This is a genomic window from Thiorhodococcus minor, assembly GCF_010820565.1.
Lineage (GTDB): Bacteria > Pseudomonadota > Gammaproteobacteria > Chromatiales > Chromatiaceae > Thiorhodococcus > Thiorhodococcus minor.
The window spans coordinates 1-16,118 of the sequence record NZ_JAAIJQ010000105.1 but is presented as its reverse complement, the minus strand read 5'-3'; the positions used below and the strand labels follow the sequence as shown (position 1 = coordinate 16,118).

Genomic DNA, 16,118 nt, shown 5'->3' with positions numbered 1-16,118 from the left:
ACGAGAGCCTCGGGACGCTGGTCACCCCCGAGGAATGGGCGCTCTTTCATCGCCTCACGCCCTCCGCCATGGCCGCCGCTGCCGGCCAGGGAAGCGCAAAGCGCGAGGCCGGTAGTCCCGGGTAGGTGTGTGCGCGTGCGTATTGCCGTAATGACGAAGGACGTCAGTCCTTCGTCGTGAAGGCAATATGCAAAGCGCAGTCACACACGCCGTAGAGTCATTCGTCGTAGGGTCGTGCGTAGCCCGAGTGCGCCAACGGCGCTACTCGAGGCGGAGCAGCGACCCGGAGCGGGACGGCCCGGGCTGAGAAGGTTGTCGCCCTGCGCGAGTCCCGTCGGCGAGGGATCGACCCGACGGGTATCACGAGCGCAGACGCGACACTCCGGCTGGCTGCTCGCTACCGCGCAGCATGTCCAACTGCGCAAGTACCGCAAGCATTCACGCGGACCCAAGAAGCGCCCACCGACGCGGACGCACGATCCGAGCAGACCCCATGTCTCCGTCGCGCGCCTGCTCGCGCAACGCTAGACGGGAAGCTAGACCTGTCGCACGTGACATGAGGACCGCTGAAGTCGACACGAAATGTGACCTTGAAAGCCATGGAGGCGACACCTCTCCTGGCAGAGGGGGCACAGGCCATGCTGCGCCTCGAGGTGCGGGACGATGGCCGCGGCTTCGATCCCGCGGTAGTCCGCGAAAAGAAGTCCTTTGGGCTCATGGGCATCCGTGAGCGCGTGCTCATCGAGGGCGGCAGTGCGCGCATCGACAGCCAGCCGGGGGAGGGGACACGCCTGCGCATTACCTTGCCGCTGAGCGGAGAGGAGGAAACCCCGTGATCCGCATCTTCATCGCCGACGATCATGCCGTGGTACGCCAAGGGATTCGCCAGATGCTCAGCCTTGGGGCAGACCTCGAGGTTGCTGGCGAGGCCAAGGACGGTTGGGGGGTGGTCGAGCGCCTGCGGGCCGAGTCCTTCGGCCTGCTGGTGACCGATATGAGCATGCCCGGTCTCAGCGGGGTCAACTTGGTCAAGCGCGTTAAGGGCAACTGGCCCAGCCTTCCCGTGCAGGTGCTCAGCAAGCACGGAGAGATCCAGGTCGCGGCACGGGCGCTCAAAGCAGGCGCGAGCGGCTATGTCACCAAGGACTGCGAGCCCGTGGCCCTGCTCGATGCAGTGCGTAAGGTCGCGAGTGGTGGGCGTGCCATCTCGCAGGAGCTGGCCGAGCAGCTGGTCTTCGAGCGCGACGCCAGAGCGGATGCCGCGCCCTGGGAGCTACTCTCCGACCGCGAGTACGAGATCTTCCTGCACCTCATCAAGGGCGAGCGCTTGAGCGCCATCGCCGAGACCCTGCACCTTTCGCCCAAGACCGTGAGCACCCACAAGATGCGCATCCTGCGGAAGCTCGAGCTCAAGTCCGCCGCGGAGCTGGTGTGCTACGCCATGGAGCACGGCCTGCTGTCTTGAGCCCCGAACGCCCCAGCCAACATCGGCAAATCGAAGCGCGAAGGCGCACAGGACGCAAAGACAAACAATGCTTTGGGCGAGGCCCAGCTTTCAGGCTCAAGGCGATCGGCCAGTCGCCCCCGAGGGTGGACAAGCAGCGCAGTCCACCAGCGCCGGCATGGACTTCGGTGGACTTCGCTCTCGCTCGTCCACCCTACGCATCTATATCGTCTACAACCTGATGAGCGGGGTGCTGGGCGGCAGTGTTGCCGTCTCCAGTCAGGTCGGCGAAGGGGCGACCTTCACCATGCGCTTGCCACGGCAGGCGCCAGTGCAGGGAGGAACGGATCGCGGCTCGGTCCCCGTGGGACCCGATCCGCGAGTCGGCCGGCAAACCTAAGACGCGGCGTTGATAGCGGCGCCCTTGCCATTGCCTTCCCAATCACGCGTCAGGCGGGCATAGGTCTTGTCGAGCTGTTTGCGCAGGTGACTGCCTTCCTCGTCCAAAAAAGCCATGAAGGCGCGGGCGACCACGGACAGCTCCTTGCCCTTGGCGTGCGCCACGTACCACTCGCGCTCGATCGGGAATCCCTGGACGTCGAGGATACGCAGCTGCGTGTGCTGGCTCTCCTGCGCCAGGGTGTGGAGCGAGAGCACGGAGACGCCGAGCTGGCCGTAGATGGCGTGCTTGATGGCCTCGTTGCTGCCGAGCTCCATGCGCACGCGCGGCTTGGCGTTGCCGTCCTCGAAGATCTTCAGTACCCAATCGCGGATGCCCGAGCCCGGCTCGCGCATGATGAAGTATTCCTCGGCGAGCCGCGAGACGGGGATGTTGCGCTCCTTCGCCAGCGGATGATCGCGATGGGCGATCACATAGAGGGGGTTGGGGGCGAAGGCGTGTGCCGCCAGCTCCAGCTCCCGGTCCGGCACCTGTCCGAGGATGTAGAGGTCGTCCTTATTGGTCGTCAAGCGCTCGATCACACTGTCCCGATTGGTGACCTTGAGCGAGACGTCGACGCCGGCGTGGCGCTGGCAGAAGCGGCCGAGCACCTCGGGCGCGAAATACTTGGCGGTCGTGATGACGCAGAGCTTCAGGTAGCCCTGCTTGAGCCCCTTAAGGTCCGAGACCTTCATCTCGAAGCGATCGAGGACGCCGAACATCTCCTTGACTACGGTCTCCAGCTCGCGTCCGGCGTCGGTCAGATAGACGCGCCGCCCGATCTGCTCGAAGAGGGGCAGGCCGATCACCTCGGTCAGGCGCTTGATCTGGGTCGAGACCGTGGGCTGGGTCAGATAGAGCTCGTCCGCCGCCTTGGTGAAACTGCCGAGGCGGGCGATGGCCTCGAACACCTGAAGCTGGCGAAGGCTGACATGGCGGACCAGATTGAGCGTTGGATCGTACATAGGCGGCTCGGAGTGGGGTGCGATGGTAGCGATTTCAGTCCCCGGCGTTCGGCATGGCGTCCGCGACGGTTGTGGCTCTGCGTGCCTTGCTCTTGATCGTCAGTTGGACCGGCAGGGTGGACCCCCCAGAACGAAGTCCACCGAATACCGCGCCGGCCGTGGTGGACTGCGTTGTGCTTGTCCAGCCTGCAGCCGGAGGCCGGAGCAATCGATGATCGACGCCCGCGCCTTGGACGTCAGGGCAAGCTGGGCGAGCCGGTCACGGATGCTCAATCGGGCCAGACGCGATGGGTCGAGCGGTAGCCTTGGTCATAGGTCGTCTTGGCCGCTGGGCGAGATGCCGCGCGCCGCGTACTCGTGCGCTTGGTGGATGCGGCCGGAGCCCTGGGCTTGGGGGCGGGCTTCGCCTCGGCCGCGGCGGCCGGAGTCTCCGGCGCCTGCTCGGGAGGCTGTGTGTCGTTGGTCATGGGCAAGCTCCTTGGGCCGCGGCCGCTCAAGCCATCGCGGGCTCGGCGGCCGCAATCTCGTCGACGCGACGCGCGAAGTCCCGCTGGTCGTCTGCAATGACCCCGGTCGCCTCGTCGGCCTGGATGGTGAGGCTGACATGGGTGCGGCCGAAGCTGATGTCCGGATAGCGCCCGGTGGCCTCGCTGATGTCGGCGAGTGATTCCAGAAATTCGCGGGTCTCCTCGTAGTCCGAGAACTCGAAGCGGCGCTCCAAGCGGGTCGGGCGCTTGCGCTCCTTCCAGGTACCTTGTGCAGTGGTCATAGCTGCCTCCAGTCGTTCATATTACGTAGGGTGGACAAGCGCAGCGCAGTCCACCTGTCTCGGCGGGGTCTCTGGTGGACTTCGCGCTCGCTCGTCCACCCCGCGATGCCTAAGGGCTCAGCGGGTCCACGCCTGGGCATATTCGCGGCGCAGGCGGTCGAGCCAGGCCTCGATCTCGCGGGCGTGGCTCAGCTCCTCGTCGTGTAGGGCGTGGAAGAGGGCGCGGTCCTCGGCGTCATTGATCTGGGCGCAATACTGGGCCGCCTCCCGGTAGAGATCCACCGCGCGGAGCTCCAGCAGTCGATCGGCCTCCAGCAGCTCGATCAGCGAGGGTCCGGCGCGCACCGGGGTGAGCTGCGAGGCGTTGGGCATGGCGCCGAGCTGTAGCATGCGGTTGGTCAGACGCTCCGCGTGCTCCTGCTCCTCCGCCGCCTCGCGGCGGAAGTGCTCGGCGACATCGTCCAGGCCCCACAGTCTCGCCAGTCCGGCGTGCGTGAGGTATTGCTGCACGGCGCTCATCTCATGGCTCATGGCGCGCCCCAGGTAGCCGAGCACCCTTGGGCCGACCACTTGGCTTGGGCTGACCATCGGACGTGTTGCCGTCATGCGCATGACTCCTCGAGACACCTTGGTGGACGTCGCTCGCGCGGGTCCACCCTAGTCAGCTCACGACCGTGCCGCGCCCATGTCCGCCGGCTTCTCCGGCAGGACCGGCTCCACCTCGCGGTGCGGACGGGCGATGATGTGGGCGGCGACCAGACCGTCACCCACGCGCTCGCAGGCGTCCGCGCCGGCGCGCACGGCGGCGTTGACGGCGCCGGTCTCGCCGCGCACCAGCACGGTGACATAGCCGCCGCCGACGAACTCGCGACCGATCAGGCGCACCTCGGCGGCCTTGGTCATCGCATCCGCCGCCTCGATGGCGGGCACCAATCCGCGCGTTTCGATCATGCCGAGCGCGATTCCGTAGTTTTCACTGGCCATGGTTGCTATTCCTCACATCAAAAAAGATCAGTCGTAGGGTGGACCAGCCAGGGCGAAGTCCACCGAATGTCGTGGCGGGTCTGGTGGACTGCGCTGCGCTTGTCCACCCTGCTGATTAGGCCGCCTCTTTGCTCTCCGGGCTGCCCATGGGCAGGACCGGCTCCACCTCGCGGTGCGGACGGGCGATGATGTGGGCGGCGACCAGGCCGTCACCCACGCGCTCGCAGGCGTCCGCGCCGGCGCGCACGGCGGCGTTGACGGCGCCGGTCTCGCCGCGCACCAGCACGGTGACATAGCCGCCGCCGACGAACTCCCGGCCAACCAGGCGCACCTCGGCGGCCTTGGTCATGGCGTCGGCCGCCTCGATGGCGGGCACCAGACCGCGGGTCTCGATCATTCCCAATGCAATCCCGTAATACTCGTTGGCCATTGCGTATCGCTCCTCTATTTCAGACGCTTCGCTTGTTTCAGATGCTTCGTTCAAAAAAAGCGGCTCTCGCCGAGTCAGTCTGTTGCTCAGGGCGTCCCCGCCCCCGCTGGAATTAGCCCGATTCCCCGCGCGAATCCTCCTCCCAGCGATCGATGATTCCGGCAATACTCAGATCCGTCAGGATCTCCTTGCCGACCGCCAGACGGGCGGCCGAGCCACTGATGGTGAAGACCCAGTTGCCGGGCCGGGCGCCGACGGTGTCGACGGCGACGGCGCGGCTGCCCGATGCCGAGCGCAGCACGCGCAGGGACACGCTTGCCAGCCCGGGCACCCGTCGGGTGCAGACCAGGGAGTCTTCGACCTGCATGATGTCCATGCCTACTCCTCCCCTTCCCAGTGGTCGATGATCCCGACGATGGTGAGATCGCTCGGGTAGTCCTTGTGGCCCGCGGCCTCGCGTGCCGCCGAGCTGCCGACGCAGATCACCCAATCGCCCGGCGTGCAGCCGACGGCATCCACGGCGACGGCCATGCTCCTGCCGTCACGCACCACCTGCAGGTGGCGATGCTCCAGCCCCGGAATGCGGTTGGTCGCCACCAGGGGCTTTTCGACCTGACAAATCTTCATGCGCAGCTCCTCAGGCCCGGCAGGGATCCGCCGACGCATTCGATGGGGCCAGGTCGGCTGGTATCGCGCACCGTCCAGTAGGTCTGGATCAAGCCCTGCTCGGCCAGCTCCGGATAGCGCGCGCCGATGGCTTCGGCGACCCGGGCGCAACGCTGGATGGCCCGCTCGCGCGCCCCCGGCACCTGGCCCGAGAAATCGAACCGCAGCACGATGGGGATGGGCAGTCCATGGCTGACATTCAGCTTGCGAAAGATCTTGATGCCCACGTCCAGGTTGGGCGCGCCTTCCTCCAGGGTCTTCATGAAGGCGAAGTAGGTCAGGTTGCGCAGATGGATCTCCTCGAAGTCCGTGCCTACGCCGATGAAGCGCTCCTCGTGCCCGGCGTCTGGGTAGTGCTCGCCCTCGTAGGCGCGCACATAGTCGATCTGCGACAGGTTGTTCTCGATCAGCCTGGCCATGAGCCGCTGCATGCCGGCCTCCGGCGCCAGCCCGCCGTCGCTCGGCTTGGCGATGGCGTCGCGAATCCGGGCACGGGCGGCGTCGGCGTCGAGCCGCTGGGTCTCGCGATAGAGGCCCCCGGCGTCGACGAAGCGATCCAGGTCGGGCTCGCCGGCGCCGTTCTTAAAGTGCACCCGCAGGCGGTCCGTATCCGTGTCGATGCCGATCAGCAGCACTTCGATGGAAGCGCCGCAGCAGTAGCTGCTCTCGACCGCCTTGCGAAAGGCCCGGAGCTGCTCCAGCCCTGCGGTCGCGGCCTTGCGGGTGTCGCTGCCGTGCGCCGCGCAGCCCTGATGCTCTGGGTCGCGGCTGCTGTAGTGATAGGCCACGACCTTGAGGTAGCGGGTCGGCGCGTCCGCCAGATTGGGCACGCCTTCGCGGAAGCGGCTCAGCTCGACGCTCGACCAGCGCTGCAGGGCCTCCTCGACGTCGAAGGTGGCGCCGGCGTAGGACTTGCGGCGCACCGCGCCCATGGGCAGCCGCAGCACATAGCTGATGGTGTGTGCCAGACGTCCGTCCGAGCAGGGCGTGACGTTCATGGCGTGAAATCCGCATTCGAGCAGGAAGTCGCGGAAGGTCGGCGACTGGCGCCGGGTCTCCAGCGGGTCCGTCTCGAAGTAGCCGTTGCTGAAGGCCTTGAAGGTCTCGAAATAGGCGTGGGCGAAGATCGCACGCATATCCAAGTGCCCGATCCAGGCATCACGCAGCGCGTCGGCCGGCAAGGTGACGCCCAGCGCCTTGCGGGCCTCCTCCTGCGCCCAGGTCTCGAAGTCCGGCTCGTGCTGGCGCGCCGCGATCCGCTTCAGGGTCGGCACGATGTGCGCGAAGGCGTCCTTGATCCCGGTCTCGTAGGCACGCAAGCGGCTGTTCTCGTCCTGGCGGGTCAGCGGGTGCTGTCCGCCCACCGCTGGGGCGGACGCCGCCGCCCCCATGGTTGCGGCGAACGCTGGCGCGGCCTCCGGCGCCGTGGGCACAGCCGGGCGTGCGGGGGCGGGGGGCGTCGCGCGGGGGCCGTTGACACTGCTGTACATCGGTGCCCGCGCGCGACGCCGGGATTGCATTCTGGGATTCATGTCGGATGCTCCTCGATCCCCTTGCCCAATCAGCCCCTAGCCCCACCGGACACCGTCACCAGCGCGCCGCGGTCCGTGCTGCCGCTGCTGCCCGTGACGTTCAGCTCGGGCGTGTCGCGGTCTTGTGCGTCCCGGAAGGCCCTCGCACCCGCGAAGGGACCCATGGGCGAGCCGCGTCGCGTCGGGTTGCGTCCAGTCGACGAGGTGCCCTCGGTGCCGGTCACGCGCTCGTTGCGGCCCCAGTCGTCACCCGTGATGCGGGTGCCGCCGTCCATGCCCTCGCCCGTGATGCGCGGGCGCTGTGGCTCGTCCGCAATCGGCGCTGGCTCCTCGGCCGGCGTCGTGGCGGCCGCGGCCGGGCGCTTCGCCATGCCCGAGCCGGTCACTGCGGTTCCGCGCTGGCGGAAGTTCTCCGTGCCCGTCACCATGTCATTCGCCATGTTGAAGGGGCCGGTGATGCGCCCCGGGGCGTCGTCATAGGCGGTGCCGGTCACACTGCGCGCGGCCTTCTTGGTCTGCGCGACTCGCGCTGGCGTGCTCACGCTGAAGTCGTCCCAGTTGCCGCCGTGGATCGGCTGCGGAAAGTCCGGACTTCCCGGGGTGGCCTCCGCACCCTCGCCGCAGGCCGCGAAGGCCTGGTCGAGCCCCACGTAGGGGGTGCCCGTCACCGACTGGCATTCGCCCTTGGCCGCGCCGGTCATGACGCCACCGATGCCCGGCTGCAGGCCGGTGAGGGCGGCGCCGGGAGAGCCGCTCGGCCGGCTGGCATGCCGTGCCATGGCCTCGGCGGTCTTGGGCCCGCAGTGCTCGAGGACGCTACCCGCTCCGAGGTAGGAGGTCCCTGTGACGATCTCGCAGGACCCGGGCTCGTCACCCGTCACCTGCTTGGAGCGGCCGACCTGCGTGCCGGAGACCTGCTGGCCATGCCAGGTCGCGTCGACCCCGACCTTGGGGCCGCGATTTGGCTCCGGCTTGGTCTTGCAGTAAGTCTGGAGCTGCTCGGCGCCGAGGTATTCGTCGCCGGTCACGCGCTGGCAGGTACCGGGCTCGTTGCCGGTCATGCGCTCGCGCCGCCCCACCAGGGAGCCGGTCACCGATCGCCCGCGATAGGTCTCGGTCTGCTGGACCTTGGGCGGGGCGCCCTCAGGGCCGGGGGCCGTGTAGGGCGTACCTGTGAGCGTGCGCCCCGCGCCCGTCTCGTCGCCCGTGACCTTGGTGCTGCGACCCACCTGCGAGCCAGTCATGTCTTGCCCGCCCGCGGTCAGGGTCGCCCCGGTCTTGGGGGTGGGTGCGGGCTCCGGCGTGAAGCCGCAGAACTCCTGAAAGACCTCGGCACCCATGTACTCGGTGCCCGTCACGCTGCGGCAGCTGCCGGCCTCGTCACCAGTGGTGCGCTTCGCGCGCCCAACCTTGGTCCCGGTCACCGACTGACCCGCGGCAGTCTCGCTGGTCTCGACCTTGTGCGGACCACCCGCGGACTCGCCCCGCGCCGACTTGCGTGCCCGGCCGGTGGGGCGCGGTCCCGTGGTGTCGCACTTGCCGCGCTCGCAACGCTCCTCGCGCACTTTCTTGGCGATCTCACGCGAGCTGACGCCAGCGTTACGCATCAAGGTCGTGGCAGCGGCGTTGCGCGAGCGCCCGCCGATGGCCTCGACGCCCGTCTTGCCGCGTTCGGCGGCCGCTGCGCGCCTGGCCATGGAGGCCATGCGACCGCGTGAAGCGCTCACCTTATTGGCATTGCCGGCACGGGCCCTTCCGGGCCGAGCGCGGCGCTCGCTCGACGCCTTCGGCTTGGGTGTTGCCTCCAGCGTCGCGGACGCGGCCTTCACCCGCTCGCGCCGCGACGGTGCGGGTGCGGCCTCGGAGGCCGAGGCCGCCTGCGGTGCTGTCTCCTCGACGCCCGCGATGGCGCGGCGTCGAGCGATCGCGGCATCCCGGCCGCTCAACCCCTGAGTGCGCGCCTTGAGGTCGACCGAGGGCTGCGCACCTGTGGTGCGCTTGCCTTGCGTCAGCCGCTCGCGCCGTTCGATCGAGCGCTTGCGTCCGGCGTCGATCACGGGCTTGCGCCTGCGCGTCCGCTCCAGCTTGGGTGCTGGCGCCGCCGGTGGTGGACTTGCCTTGGGCGCCGTTTCCGGCCGGGACACCGTGCGGGATCGCGCACTCGCACGCTGCTTCGCCCGCGGTTGGGCCTGACTCGAGGGTGGACCCGTCCGGTTGGTCTTTCCGCCGGCCGCGATGGCGCGGCGTCTAGCGAGGGACGCCTCCCGCCCCGTGAGCCCTGTTTTGTTACCAGCCATGTCCGTACCTGCCTCTCGCGCAGTTCTGGGGGATGGATCGATGGATCACTCGTCTCGCCGACCGGCTCAGAGGGCCCGGTACACCAAGAAGGAGTGCCCCTTGCTCTGGGCGTAGGTGTCGTAGCCGACCAGCCGGACGTGGTGATCCGGGTAGGCGCGGCGACAGGCCTCGATCTCGGCGAGGATGACGTGCGGGTCCTGCTCGCCGAAGAAGGGCATCTTCCACATCGGCCAGTAGTACTCGAAGGCCTTGCTCGGGTGCTCGTGCTCGAGCGAGGCGTTCCAGCCGTTGTCCAGGATGTAGAGGATCTGCTCCATCACCTCGTCGCGGTTCAGCGCCGGCAGGTAGGAGAAGGTCTCGTAGCGGCCGATCGTGGCGTGATCGCCCATGGTGCTCGCGTTGCTCATCGTCTCTGTGTCCTCTTAGGTCGAATGGGGCTCTGGGTGTCGGTTGCCGGGTTGTCGGCTGCCGGGTCCGCTGCCTTAGGCGGCGTCCAGCTTGTCCACCGTATCGAACTCGAACTTGATTTCCTTCCAGGTCTCCATGGCGATGGCGAGCTCTGGGCTGTGACGCGCCGCCTCGGTGAGGATCTCGCGGGCGTTCTTCTCGACCTCGACACCCTCGTTGCGCGCCTTGACGCAGGCCTCGGTCGCGACACGGTTGGCCGCGGCGCCCGCTGCGTTGCCCCAGGGGTGACCCTGAGTACCGCCGCCGAACTGCAGCACGGAGTCGTCGCCGAAGATGGTCACCAGCGCCGGGATGTGCCAGACGTGGATACCGCCCGAGGCCACCGCCATGACGCCCGGCATGCCGCCCCAGTCCTGGTCGAAGAAGAGCCCGCGAGCGCGATCCTCGGGGACGAAGGACTCGCGCAGTGCATCGACGAAGCCGAGCGTCGACTGGCGATCGCCCTCGAGCTTGCCCACGACCGTGCCCGTGTGGAGGTGGTCGCCGCCGGAGAGGCGCAGACACTTGGCCAGCACGCGGAAGTGGATGCCGTGCTTGGGATTGCGGTCGATGACGGCGTGCATGGCGCGGTGGATGTGCAGCAGCATGCCGTTGTCGCGGCACCAGTTTGCGAGACTGGTATTGGCCGTGAAGCCGCCGGTGAGGAAGTCATGCATGATGATGGGCGCGCCCAGCTCCTTGGCGAACTCGGCCCGCTTGAACATCTCCTCGCAGGTCGGCGCGGTCACGTTCAGATAGTGGCCCTTGCGCTCGCCGGTCTCCTCCTGGGCCTTGCGTACCGCCTCGGAGACGAACTCGAAGCGGTTCTGCCAGCGCATGAAGGGCTGCGAGTTGACGTTCTCGTCGTCCTTGGTGAAGTCGAGACCGCCGCGCAGCATCTCGTAGACGGCGCGGCCGTAATTCTTGGCCGACAGACCCAGCTTGGGCTTGACCGTGGCGCCCAGGAAGGGGCGGCCATACTTGTCCATGCGGTCGCGCTCGACTTGAATGCCGTTCGGCGGACCGCCGCAGGTCTTGACGTAGTGGAGCGGGAAGCGGATGTCTTCCAGGCGCAGCGCGCGGACCGCCTTGAAGCCGAAGACGTTACCGACCAGCGAGGTCAGCACGTTCACGATGGAGCCTTCCTCGAAGAGATCCAGCGGATAGGCGACGAAGGCGTAGAAGCTCTCGCGGTCGCCAGGGACGTCTTCGATGCGGTAGGCGCGGCCCTTGTAATAGTCGAGGTCGGTCAGGAGATCGGACCAGACCGTGGTCCAGGTGCCGGTGGAGGATTCCGCGGCAACGGCGGCGGCGGCCTCCTCTCGCGGCACATCGGCCTGGGGCGTGACCTTGAAGCACGCCAGCAGGTCGGAATCCAAGGGAACATAGTCAGGCGTCCAATAGGTCAGTGCGTAGTCTTTAACGCCCGCGTCGTAGGTCTTGGTACTCATGATTTACTCCGTTCAATGGATGCGGCCTCGATGTGCGGTGAATTTAGATGTGTCGGATGTGGTTTACCAATCAATAACCTGAATCGAATCCATCGAGTCTTGTCGATGGATTCGATTCAGGATGTCATGTGGATCGGGGCGTCATCCTAGGGAGCGGTCGGTCTCCGCGACGCGACGTGGCGCGGAGCGTCCGCCTGCGGTGGGTGCTGACCGTTCGACGCTGAGGTGGGCGTCAGTGCGCCGGTGGGAGGAGAGGGCGCCCGGAGTGTCGCGTCTGCGCTCGTGATACCCGTCGGGTCGATCCCTCGCCGACGGGACTCGCGCAGGGCGACAACCTTCTCAGCCCGGGCCGTCCCGCTCCGGGTCGCTGCTCCGCCTCGAGTAGCGCCGTTGGCGCACTCGGGCTGCGCACGACCCTACGACGAATGACTCTACGGCGTGTGTGACTGCGCTTTGCATATTGCCTTCACGACGAAGGACTCACGTCCTTCGTCATTACGGCAATACGCACGCGCACACGCCTACCCGGGACTACCGGCCTCGCGCTTTGCGCTTCCCTGGCCGGCAGCGTTGGATCGAAGGAGTAAGGGGCGTCGGTCACCGGTTGGCCCGGACTCCCGCTGTGGGATGGAGGCGTCGATCATAGATTGACCTGGTATCCCGCAGTCGGGTGGACAAGCGCAGCGCAGTCCACCAACGCTGGCACGGGATTCGGTGGACTTCGCTCTCGCTCGTCCACCCTAGGGGCTCAACTGACGATCAAGGCCGAGAGAAGGGGGCGAGGTTGTCGGGCATCCTTGCCCGGTTGGTGGAGGTTGGTACTGAGCAGGCGTCTTAGTGAGGACGATGGACAACGAGCGACATGCGGCTGCGCCAGGTCATGCTCTCGACGCTCAAGCGGATGTGATGGTCGGCGTGGGCGCGACGGCATCCCTCGATCGACGCGTAGACGGTGCCAATGTCACCGTCGAAGCAGCGGGGCTTCTCCCACGCCTGCCAGCGGGCGAGCCTTGGCTCAACGTTCGGCGCGTGCTCGACGCAGATGACGCAGTTCCGGTCGATGCAGTTGGTGACGCGGTCCAGAATGGCTGCTTCGGCGCCGTGCGCGCCCTGGGCTGGCTGCGCGGCGTGATGGGCTTGGGAATCGGTGCTCATGGTCTTTCCTCAGGGGTCGTGTCGGCTCGAAAAGCCAGGCTCGGGGCGACGACGCTGGCCATCTATGGACGCTGGCCTCGGCTCGCGAGGGCGTCAGCGCTTTCTGCTCACGACTTGGATAGTAGTTCCTGATTGAAATACTAGGAAATTAAAATTTGCTCTACCCTGTATCGAACTGCGTCGATACCAGTCGAGCGGGGCGCTGGCCGGGGGAGCCGGGGCAACTAAAGGACCAAGAGCATCCAAATCTGCATTAGCATTAGTACGAGGCAATCGCCTGGGATTGTGTGTAGCCAGATGCCTTGTAACCCAACTCCTCGATCTCAAGTCGCGTGAGCAATCAATGGAGCGTCCGCTGACCAAGGCGGCTAGGATAGAAGGTGCGCAGAATGCCCTATTCGACCCCGGACGGTTGTGCTGCGCCACGCGGGAAGTGCCCCGAGCGCCCTCATGCTCGGCGTCACAGACGCAAACGCTCGGTCTGCACCCCTTAACAGGCGCTGAGTGTGATTCCGGATCGCCGACGCTCGACGTGGAAGGCTCAGGGGCCAGCGATCGACGGGCTTCGGCCGCCATCCGATCGATTCAAGCCAAGGTGTCAGCGGACAAATCGATGAGACCATTCAGGTCTGCCAGAGGTTGGCTCGACCCGCAGATTGCCCGGCAATGGCGTGAGTCCTTGATTCTCGCCCTGCTCTATGTCGTGACCGCAAAGATCGGTCAGACCCTCGCCATTGCGCCCGGCAACGTCACCCCAGTGTGGATCCCCTCGGGCATCATCCTAGTTGCGGTTCTGTTGCGCGGACCTTGGATCTGGCCGGGGATCTTCATCGGCGCATTCATCGGCAACGTCTCCGCCTATCTGGAGCCGACATCCGTGGAGGCCGTCGTGCGCGCCTTGGCTGCGGGGACGGCCAATGGCACCGGAGACGTCCTCTGCGCCCTCACCGGCGCCTGGCTGATTCGCCGCACAACCGGAACCGGCTATCCGTTCAGCAGGGCGAAGCATGTCGTCGCCTTCATCCTGTTGGGCGCCGGCCTGGCGTCCTCGCTCAGCGCACTTTTCGGCGTCACCGGATTGTGCGCGACCGGCTTCGTCCCCTGGGAGCGTTACTGGGAAGTCTTCGCGACCTGGTGGACGGGGGACGGCGTCGGCGCACTGATACTCACCCCCTTGATCCTCTCTTGGCACCGGGATCGAGCGCTGCCGCGCCCCCTTTACGAGATCTTGCTGTATGGCTTGGTGCTGAGCGCGGCGACCTTCTATGGTCTGGGATTGCTCGCCCAAGCTCCAGGCATCCTCGGTCTGCTCATCCTGCTGCCATTGACGATGTGGTCGACGTTTCGATTCGACGCTCGGATCACCTTTTCATCCGTCTTCTTCATCGCCGGCTCGGCGATTCTATCCCGCGTCACCCAGGGCAGCCTTTTTGCTGCGAGCGACCTGAACCACAGCCTGATCGAGCTCCAGCTTTTCGTGTCGATCCTGGCGATCGCCGTCTACATCCAGCAAAGCCTGGTGGACGCCCTGAGCCGGATCGAGCGTCGTCTTCGGCTCGCGAATGAGGGCCTGGAGGACACGGTTCGGGAGCGGACCCTCGCGCTGCAGGCGAAGACTGATGCACTGCAGGCCAGTGAAGCCAGGTTGCGCGCCTTGATCGACAGCCTCGACTCCGGGGTGGTCGTCCATGCACCGGATACCCGAATTCTGCTCGCCAACCCGGCTGCAACCGACCTACTGGGACTCTCGGAGTCATCAATGCTCGGTAAGCTTGCCGACGACGAGCGGTGGCGCTTTATCGAAGAGAGTGGGCAGCCGATGGAGCTTGCCCAGTATCCCGTGAGCCAGGTACTCGCGACAGGCGCCCCGCTGAAGAATCAGCTGGTCGGTGCGATACCGCCGGGGTTGAGTCAGGTGACCTGGCTGCTGGTCAATGGCAGTCCAGTGATGAGCCCCGAGGGTGCTCTCGTCGAGATCATGGTGACCTTTGTCGATGTGAGTGAGCTGAAGCGCTCGGAGCAGGCCCTGCGGGAGAGTGAGGAGCGCTACCGCAGCTTGGTCGAAAGCTCCCCGGACATCGTCTACTCTTTCTCGGAGAAACGCGGTGGACTCTTCTGGTCCGCGCGCGCCGAAGAGGTGCTCGGCTACCCGATCGGTCAACTGCAGGCCGACCCCTTGCTGTGGGGCAGCTCGATTCATCCGGAGGATCGACCCAGGGTTCAAGCGGCCATCACCGCATTTGCGGATGGCGTCGCGTTCGATCTGGAGTACCGCATCCAAGACCGAAACGGTCGCTGGCATTGGCTCCACGATCGCGCCATCCAGCGCCGCGTAATCGGCGATGAGGTCATCATTGACGGCCTCGCCAGCGACATCACTGCGCGCAAGGCGTTGGAAGCCGAGCTCCGTGCCTACCGGCAGCACCTCGAAGACCTCGTCGCGCAGAAGACCCAGGAGCTGGTTCAGGCCAAGGAGCAGGCCGAGGCGGCCAATGTCGCCAAGTCCACGTTCCTGGCCAACATGAGCCACGAGATTCGTACCCCGCTGAATGCCGTCATCGGAATGACACACCTGATGCGGCGCGACGGCATCACGTCCGTCCAGCGGGAGCGGTTGGATAAGATCGAGGTGGCCGGTCACCATTTGTTGGAGATCATCGAAGCCATCCTCGATCTCTCCAAGATCGAGGCCGGAAAGCTCAGCCTGGAGGAGACAGAGGTCCATGTCGATGTCATCCTGCGGCATCTCGTCTCCATCCTATCCGATCGGGTGACGACCAAGGGGCTCAAGCTCCGAGTCAAGCTCCAGCCCTTGCCGCCGTATCTGCGCGGCGACCCCACGCGCATTCGCCAGGCCCTCCTGAACTACGCGACGAACGCCGTCAAGTTCACCGAGACAGGATCCATTACGCTGCGGGTCTTGCTCGAAGCTGATCTGGGTGACAGCGTGCTGGTGCGCTTCGAGGTCGAGGACACAGGCATCGGCATCGCGCCGGAGCACATTCCACAGCTCTTTGCCGAGTTTCAGCAGGCAGATTCCTCCATCACCAGGCGGCATGGAGGCACCGGGCTGGGCCTGGCTCTCACGAAAAGGCTGGCGCAGATGATGGGCGGCGATGCGGGGGTGGACAGTACCCTCGGCGTCGGCAGCATCTTCTGGTTTACCCTGAGGCTGCTGCGGGGCGCTCCGCCAACTGTGGTCACCGAAGCCGTTGCCAGACCGGAGGATCAGGCTGACTTGATCCAGGCTTGCGCTGGCCGTCGCATCCTGATCGTTGAGGATGAGCCAATCAACCGCGAGGTCACCCTGGAGCTCATTGCCGACCTGAAGCTCATCGTCGACACGGCTGAGAATGGAGCCGAGGCTTTGGCGCTCGTCAGGAAGAACCGCTATGACGCCATCTTGATGGATATGCAGATGCCGGTGATGGGCGGACTGGAGTCGACGCGCCGGATACGCCTGAGTGCGGTCAGCGAATTTGATGGTTACACGATCGGGCTAGCTGATGGAAGTCAGCGCTGAGCGGCGTGTTGGTCG

At 66.2% G+C, this 16,118-nt stretch carries 17 protein-coding genes; 4 read left to right on the top strand and 13 right to left on the bottom strand.

Annotated features, from left to right (window positions below):
* The first annotated feature begins 599 nt into the window (after positions 1-599).
* The 3 genes from G3446_RS23035 to G3446_RS23025 all read left to right on the top strand — a co-directional run bounded on the left by G3446_RS23035 (position 600) and on the right by G3446_RS23025 (position 1,844).
* Complete coding sequence (locus tag G3446_RS23035) at positions 600-836, top strand: sensor histidine kinase (protein WP_342450204.1); 237 nt, start codon at positions 600-602, stop codon at positions 834-836.
* On the top strand, positions 833-1,465 hold the full coding sequence (locus G3446_RS29030) for a response regulator (protein WP_164455703.1): 633 nt from the start codon (positions 833-835) through the stop codon (positions 1,463-1,465). The genes G3446_RS23035 and G3446_RS29030 overlap by 4 nt, the downstream gene beginning before the upstream one ends.
* A 67-nt stretch (positions 1,466-1,532) precedes the next feature.
* Positions 1,533-1,844, top strand: a complete 312-nt coding sequence (locus G3446_RS23025) for a hypothetical protein (RefSeq protein ID WP_164455701.1) — start codon at positions 1,533-1,535, stop codon at positions 1,842-1,844.
* Here G3446_RS23025 and G3446_RS23020 read toward each other — a convergent pair.
* The 13 genes from G3446_RS23020 to G3446_RS22960 form a co-directional block, all read right to left on the bottom strand.
* On the bottom strand, positions 1,841-2,848 hold the full coding sequence (locus G3446_RS23020) for a LysR family transcriptional regulator (RefSeq protein WP_164455699.1): 1,008 nt from the start codon (positions 2,846-2,848) through the stop codon (positions 1,841-1,843). The two genes, G3446_RS23025 and G3446_RS23020, sit on opposite strands and share 4 nt — an antisense overlap.
* A 269-nt stretch (positions 2,849-3,117) precedes the next feature.
* Complete coding sequence (locus G3446_RS23015; protein WP_164455697.1) at positions 3,118-3,315, bottom strand: hypothetical protein; 198 nt, start codon at positions 3,313-3,315, stop codon at positions 3,118-3,120.
* Between the two features lie 26 nt (positions 3,316-3,341).
* Complete coding sequence (locus G3446_RS23010) at positions 3,342-3,617, bottom strand: 4a-hydroxytetrahydrobiopterin dehydratase (protein WP_164455695.1); 276 nt, start codon at positions 3,615-3,617, stop codon at positions 3,342-3,344.
* Between the two features lie 117 nt (positions 3,618-3,734).
* Positions 3,735-4,223: a ferritin-like domain-containing protein gene (locus G3446_RS23005; protein WP_245232700.1), complete on the bottom strand. Its 489-nt coding sequence runs from the start codon at positions 4,221-4,223 to the stop codon at positions 3,735-3,737.
* Between the two features lie 60 nt (positions 4,224-4,283).
* Positions 4,284-4,601, bottom strand: coding sequence for an alpha-carboxysome major shell protein CsoS1 (gene csoS1, locus G3446_RS23000; protein ID WP_164455693.1), 318 nt, complete (start codon positions 4,599-4,601; stop codon positions 4,284-4,286).
* Positions 4,602-4,716: 115 nt separating this feature from the next.
* On the bottom strand, positions 4,717-5,031 hold the full coding sequence (gene csoS1, locus G3446_RS22995; protein ID WP_164455691.1) for an alpha-carboxysome major shell protein CsoS1: 315 nt from the start codon (positions 5,029-5,031) through the stop codon (positions 4,717-4,719).
* Between the two features lie 112 nt (positions 5,032-5,143).
* Complete coding sequence (locus G3446_RS22990; RefSeq protein ID WP_164455690.1) at positions 5,144-5,407, bottom strand: carboxysome peptide B; 264 nt, start codon at positions 5,405-5,407, stop codon at positions 5,144-5,146.
* Positions 5,408-5,409: 2 nt separating this feature from the next.
* The gene (gene csoS4, locus G3446_RS22985) at positions 5,410-5,658 is read right to left on the bottom strand and encodes an alpha-carboxysome shell vertex protein CsoS4 (RefSeq protein WP_164455688.1); all 249 of its coding nucleotides are present in this window, start codon (positions 5,656-5,658) and stop codon (positions 5,410-5,412) included.
* Positions 5,655-7,229, bottom strand: coding sequence for a carboxysome shell carbonic anhydrase (locus tag G3446_RS22980; RefSeq protein WP_245232699.1), 1,575 nt, complete (start codon positions 7,227-7,229; stop codon positions 5,655-5,657). Before G3446_RS22980 ends, csoS4 begins: the two co-directional genes overlap by 4 nt.
* Before the next feature lie 29 nt (positions 7,230-7,258).
* On the bottom strand, positions 7,259-9,373 hold the full coding sequence (locus G3446_RS22975) for an alpha-carboxysome scaffolding protein CsoS2 (RefSeq protein ID WP_342450203.1): 2,115 nt from the start codon (positions 9,371-9,373) through the stop codon (positions 7,259-7,261).
* Positions 9,374-9,592: 219 nt separating this feature from the next.
* Positions 9,593-9,934: a ribulose bisphosphate carboxylase small subunit gene (locus G3446_RS22970; RefSeq protein WP_164455684.1), complete on the bottom strand. Its 342-nt coding sequence runs from the start codon at positions 9,932-9,934 to the stop codon at positions 9,593-9,595.
* 75 nt (positions 9,935-10,009) lie between these two features.
* A complete protein-coding gene (locus G3446_RS22965) occupies positions 10,010-11,425 on the bottom strand; it encodes a form I ribulose bisphosphate carboxylase large subunit (protein WP_164455682.1) in 1,416 nt (471 codons plus the stop codon).
* Between the two features lie 834 nt (positions 11,426-12,259).
* Complete coding sequence (locus G3446_RS22960; RefSeq protein WP_164455680.1) at positions 12,260-12,580, bottom strand: RuBisCO small subunit-like domain-containing protein; 321 nt, start codon at positions 12,578-12,580, stop codon at positions 12,260-12,262.
* Positions 12,581-13,193: 613 nt separating this feature from the next.
* On the opposite strand from G3446_RS22960, the gene G3446_RS22955 reads away from it, so the two are divergent.
* On the top strand, positions 13,194-16,103 hold the full coding sequence (locus G3446_RS22955; protein WP_164455678.1) for an MASE1 domain-containing protein: 2,910 nt from the start codon (positions 13,194-13,196) through the stop codon (positions 16,101-16,103).
* The last annotated feature ends 15 nt before the right edge of the window (positions 16,104-16,118 follow it).